Below are 4,643 nucleotides of genomic sequence, written 5' to 3'. Positions count from 1 at the left end.
TGCTGCGGGCGTACGCCGATGGCCACTTTACTCGATGGAAAACGGATCTGGGCAGAAAAGAATCTGAACCAGATGTAATCTGACAGACACCTGTATAAATAATCGGTAACTGTCAGATCAGGTCTGAGCTAGTACACTTAAACCGCTATTTTGTCGGCAGCCCTGTTTATCCGGGGCGCTTCGCTCATAACTGGAACCACTCTTATGAACTGATGCCAGAAGGCGAACCCAAAGGTGCGGTGGTGCTTTTGCATGGGTTAACCGACTCTCCCTACAGTATGCGAAATGTGGCTGAGCTTTATCGCCAGCACGGCTTTGTCACTATCGGGCTGCGTATTCCGGCGCATGGTACTATGCTCGGTACGTTAATCAAAGTTCGTTGGGAAGATTGGTTGGCTGCCACGCGTTTAGCGGTGCGCGAGGATGCGCGTTTTGTGACGCCCGCCAACGGTGGAGAACGCTTACCGCTGCATATAGTTGGTTTTTCTAACGGCGGTGCGCTCACGCTGAAATACGCGCTCGATACTCTCAGCGATCCTAAGTTGCCCAGGGCGGATCGTCTGGTCCTGATCTCTCCGATGATTGGCATTACGGCTTACGCGCGTTTTGCAGGTTTGGCTGGGTTACCCGCGATATTCCCGCCGTTTTCCAAAGCGGCCTGGCTCGGTATTGTGCCGGAGTTCAACCCGTTCAAGTACAACTCGTTCCCGGTGAACGGTGCGCACCAGTCTTATCTGCTCACCAGCGTGTTGCAGTCACAGTTGGAACAGGAAGCGCGGCAGCGCAGGCTATTGGAACTGCCGCCGATTTTAACCTTCCAGTCGGTGATGGATTTTACCGTCAGCACGCGGGCGGTGATCAGCGCCTTCTATAATCTGTTGCCGAAAAACGACAATGATTTGGTCCTGTTTGATGTCAACCGCACCATCAATTTTGGTCTGTTACTGAGGGATGCGTCCGCATCGGCGATTGGGCAATGGTTGCCGCCGACCCCCGTTTGTACGGCACCACGGTGATCACTAACGCATCGGCACAAAGCGCAAAGGCGGTCGCCTTTGACACCAAAGCTGGCAGCATGGAGGTCACGCGCAGCGATCTCGGGATGGATTACCCTGAAGATGCCTATTCGTTATCACACGTAGCGCTGCCATTTTCTGACAGCGATTAGCTTTATGGCCGTTTATCTACGCCGCCGTATGAGTTTGGTATTCCACTCGGGCGTATTGCTGCGCGCGGAGAACGCGGGGTGTTGATTCTTGATTTGGATACGTTGTTGCGCCTTTCCTCCAACCCCTTCTATGACTACATGATGCAGCAGGCTTTGTTGAATAATAGTGAGTCATGCTGTTTTGCCGAGCCAGTTTTGGTAGAAAATGCTTGTCCCCTCAGGTGTACAGTTTTCTCGTGAGGCCTAACTGCATGATTTTGCGTTGCGAGGATCCGTCGTTTCACTGGACTGCCAGCATAAAATCTATTTATTCAACAAAGCAGATGCAGCATATTGATGATGTTATTCTTGGCGAAAGGGAACCCGGACCGATACCGGGCTCTGTTCAAGCCCAGTAGCGCGGCGGATCGAATAATAGTTTCAGCGTACACTTGTACACTGAAACTATTCTCGATTACACTCTTCCCGATGAGATTGCATGAGGTTTGTACAGCCAATCGTGCCGGGAGTAAAAACGGAATATGGTGAAATCAGAAAGTAATGCGGATTATACGTTGGCGGAAGAGATAGCCAACAGTATCAGTCACGGTGCTGGCGTGGTGTTGGGGATTGTCGGGTTGGTGCTGCTGCTAGTGCAAGCGGTGGACAATGGCGCGACGAGCACGGCTATCGCCATCTACAGTTTGTACGGCGGCACCATTATTCTGCTGTTTCTGGCCTCCATGCTCTACCATGCGATTCCCAGCCCACGGGCTAAACCCTGGCTCAAACGGTTCGATCACTGTGCCATCTATCTGTTGATAGCGGGCACCTACACGCCGTTTTTACTGGTGGGGTTGGATTCGCCGTTGGCGCATGGCTTGATGATTGTCATCTGGAGCATGGCGCTGGTGGGCGTGTTATTTAAACTGGCCTTTGCGCATCGTTTTGAAGTGCTGTCGCTGGTGACCTATCTGGTGATGGGGTGGCTGTCACTGATTGTGATTTATCAGTTGATGCAGGTGTTAGCACCGGGTGGTGTCACCTTACTGGCGGTGGGTGGTGCAGTGTATACCTTAGGCGTGGTTTTTTATGTGTGTAAACGTATACCGTATAACCACGCCATCTGGCATGGCTTTGTGCTGGGTGGCAGTCTGTGCCATTTTCTGGCGATCTACCTTTACGTTTAGCCGCTAAATATCACTCTGGCACCGTTTCTCGATGAAACAGAAACGGTGCTCTGCGGTGAAATTATTCAGACAATGAATAAGGCAGTGGTTGCAGACTCAACTGACTTTCCGCTGCGTCGTGCACACGCAATACGCTATCCGCTTCCAGATCGTTATTCAGTACCGCTTGCACCCAAAGTGTGCCATCGCTTAACTGGCTGGCGGCGAGTATCGTACCGGTGCGACGCCAGTTTTCACCCATTTTCAGTTCCAGGTCTTCGCCCGCTTCTGGCACGCGCGGTGAAGTACCCGCTAGCCAATAGAGTGCCCGCTTGTTGGCGCCGCGAAATTTTGCCCGCGCCACCATCTCCTGACCTGTGTAGCAGCCTTTATTAAAACTGATGCCGTTAAGTGCCTGTATATTCGTTGCTTGCGGGATGAACTGCGCTCTGTTTACGTTGTCAATAATCGGCAGTGCGGATTCAATATCCAGTGCCAGCCACTGTTGACTGTCGGCCCATTGCACGTTGTCTGCCAGTGTGGCACTCAGCGCGGCGACACCTTCGTCGTTCAGTATTAAAAGAAAACGCTCAGCAGGAAGGGCAAAATGCAGCAGTGTACCGAAGGGGTGGCTGACAACGGGATGCTCACTGTCCGGTAGTGCAGAGAAGACCTCGGCTAAACGTTCGCGTATAGTGCTTCCCGCAGCACCGATAAGCTGGAGATTGTCCTCTGCGGTGATAGTGGTTTTGGCAAAGACGGCGTATCTCTTTAACTCGTTTAACTGCGTATCACGCAGATTGCGACGTACCAGATATGCGAAGCCATCGTTGTGGGCAAACAGACGCAGTGCGCTCCACATTTTGCCCTTGGCATCACAATGGCCGCAAAGTACATGTCGATCGGGGGCTAACGCATTAACATCGGCCGTCACCTGGCCTTGCAGGTAAGTGCGAGTGTCCGGACCGGTAAGTGTCACCAGTGCCCAGTCATCAAGTGCTATCAGCGTAGCGGGAAGCTGCGCCGAGGCCGTGATGGCGTTTGATTTAACCGTTTGTGCAGCAAAGGGAAGTGGGGTAGCCATGTAACCATCCTCGCGAAGGTTTGCGTTTGGCCTAATGGTAAAAGAGCTTGCAGGGTTTGCAAGCAGTTATTCCTGCCATTGCCCCCATGATTTTCAGTTAGCATATTTGAAAGCGTTACTGAGCGTGCGCACGATCGATGACCTTCTGCGCGATACGCTGATATGCGCTAAAATATGTCAAAATGTTACATTTAGTTGAGTGTTTATCTAGACATCCGAGTTACACTACACGTCGGCGTCGATAAAAAGTAGGAAAAGCAATGGATATCGATAATAAGGCTCGAATTCACTGGGCGTGCCGCCGAGGAATGCGAGAGTTGGATATAGCCATCATGCCTTTTTTTGAACATGAGTATGATGTGCTAGACTATGATGATAAACGCGCGTTTGTGCGCTTATTGCAGTGCGATGACCCTGACTTGTTCAACTGGTTGATGAACCACGGTGAACCGGAGGATGGGGAACTGAAACGCATGATCTCTCTTATTCAGACGCGAAATAAAGATCGTGGCCCTGTGGCGCTGTGATTTACGCGTCTCTTGGCGTATGCAGGTATTTTCTTTGCTGGTGCACGGGTTGTTGCTGCTGTTGATTCTGCTGGCACCATGGCCGGACGGTTGTGCGGTGCTTTGGCTATCGCTAATGACGCTGGTGGTGTTCGGGTTTATCCGTAGTCAGCGTAATATCAAAGCGCGTCACGGTGAAATCGTGTTGCAGGCTGAAGCGAACCTTGAATGGCAGCATCATCGCTGGCGCATTATCCGCCGTCCTTGGATGTTGAAAAACGGCATCTTACTGTCGCTGCGGCGCAGTGACGGCAAACGACGACAGCGGCTCTGGCTGGCATCCGACAACATGGATAAGCAGGAATGGCGGCATTTGCGTCAGTTGTTGTTGGAGAGTAAAGCGTGTGCGGAAGAAAACCCGGACGTGCATTAGTTTCAGGTTCAGTCGGCAGCACGCTGCCGGCTGATGTCTATCGGGATATATCCCGGCGATTACGGTCGTGTATTCAATGAGTTGATGTAGCATCAAACGTAGTACTCGCGTTCGATGCAAGTACCGATGATCCTATCGTGCATTTCGGATGATTTTGAATATCCGAGCGTCTTGCGATTGAGCCGTTGCAATCGGTTACGCAGTGTCAGATGTGTACGCTCAATACGCCGTGTATACAGCTTGCTAACAATGTGTTTTACTTTTGGAAGTTCGTCGTTGTAAGCCCTGTAGCCATCCGTGTTTG

At 51.6% G+C, this 4,643-nt stretch carries 6 protein-coding genes and 1 pseudogene; 5 read left to right on the top strand and 2 right to left on the bottom strand.

What is annotated here, in order from left to right; genetic code table 11:
• Positions 1–131: 131 nt before the first annotated feature.
• The 3 genes and pseudogenes from QZ506_RS12705 to QZ506_RS12695 form a co-directional block, all read left to right on the top strand.
• A pseudogene (locus QZ506_RS12705) lies at positions 132–1,408 on the top strand (alpha/beta hydrolase); the annotation flags it as partial.
• Positions 1,409–1,419: 11 nt separating this feature from the next.
• Complete coding sequence (locus QZ506_RS12700) at positions 1,420–1,566, top strand: hypothetical protein (RefSeq protein WP_291971509.1); 147 nt, start codon at positions 1,420–1,422, stop codon at positions 1,564–1,566.
• A 123-nt stretch (positions 1,567–1,689) separates the two neighbouring features.
• Positions 1,690–2,337 carry a hemolysin III family protein gene (locus QZ506_RS12695; protein WP_291971507.1) on the top strand — a complete coding sequence of 216 codons (648 nt, stop codon included), beginning with the start codon at positions 1,690–1,692 and terminating at the stop codon, positions 2,335–2,337.
• 61 nt (positions 2,338–2,398) lie between these two features.
• Here QZ506_RS12695 and ygfZ read toward each other — a convergent pair whose 3' ends face one another.
• A complete protein-coding gene (gene ygfZ / locus QZ506_RS12690) occupies positions 2,399–3,400 on the bottom strand; it encodes a tRNA-modifying protein YgfZ (RefSeq protein WP_291971505.1) in 1,002 nt (333 codons plus the stop codon).
• Between the two features lie 260 nt (positions 3,401–3,660).
• Between ygfZ and sdhE the strand changes: the two genes are divergently transcribed.
• Both sdhE and QZ506_RS12680 read left to right on the top strand, forming a co-directional pair.
• Positions 3,661–3,927: an FAD assembly factor SdhE gene (gene sdhE / locus QZ506_RS12685; protein WP_291971503.1), complete on the top strand. Its 267-nt coding sequence runs from the start codon at positions 3,661–3,663 to the stop codon at positions 3,925–3,927.
• Positions 3,908–4,339, top strand: a complete 432-nt coding sequence (locus QZ506_RS12680) for a protein YgfX (RefSeq protein WP_291971501.1) — start codon at positions 3,908–3,910, stop codon at positions 4,337–4,339. Before sdhE ends, QZ506_RS12680 begins: the two co-directional genes overlap by 20 nt.
• 92 nt (positions 4,340–4,431) lie before the next feature.
• On the opposite strand, the gene QZ506_RS12675 is transcribed toward QZ506_RS12680, so the two are convergent.
• The coding region (locus QZ506_RS12675) for an IS1 family transposase (RefSeq protein ID WP_291971498.1) at positions 4,432–4,643 on the bottom strand (212 nt) is incomplete at its 5' end.

Origin of the sequence: Candidatus Symbiopectobacterium sp. (assembly GCF_020054415.1) — a bacterium.
In the GTDB taxonomy this organism is placed as follows: domain Bacteria; phylum Pseudomonadota; class Gammaproteobacteria; order Enterobacterales; family Enterobacteriaceae; genus Symbiopectobacterium.
The sequence above is the reverse complement of the archived record's forward strand: the minus strand, read 5'-3'. Positions and strand labels throughout refer to the sequence as shown.